This is a genomic window from Pseudomonas sp. AC463 (assembly GCF_979253585.1).
The window spans coordinates 1-277 of the sequence record NZ_CEEDDZ010000544.1; the positions used below are offsets into that span (position 1 = coordinate 1).

At 61.7% G+C, this 277-nt stretch carries 1 protein-coding gene; it reads right to left on the reverse strand.

The annotated features are described in order from the left end of the window. Positions 1–195: DUF2170 family protein (locus AC0IYH_RS31335; RefSeq protein ID WP_471838117.1), on the reverse strand; the 195-nt coding region annotated here is incomplete at its 3' end. Between the last annotated feature and the right edge of the window lie 82 nt (positions 196–277).

A 277-nucleotide genomic window follows, 5' to 3' on the forward strand; every position in this document is an offset into this window, starting at 1 on the left:
TAGCAGTACCGAGGCGGCGATCTGCTCCGCGCTTACGTTCACATACGCTTCGAGATCACCGTGGTTGTGCATCGTCACCAGCAAAACCGGATCGGCGCCCTCCACGATACGCAGGCCGAACTCGCCCCCCTGCACAGGCTCGCTCAGGTCGAGAGCCGCCTTCAGTGTGCGAACGGTCCAGGCGATGTCGGTCATGCGCGTCTTCTCCCGTGATGCGAGTTCCTACATAGGGTTTCGTGCAACGCGCGCTAGCGGCTGTCGCCACGCTGTTCTAATC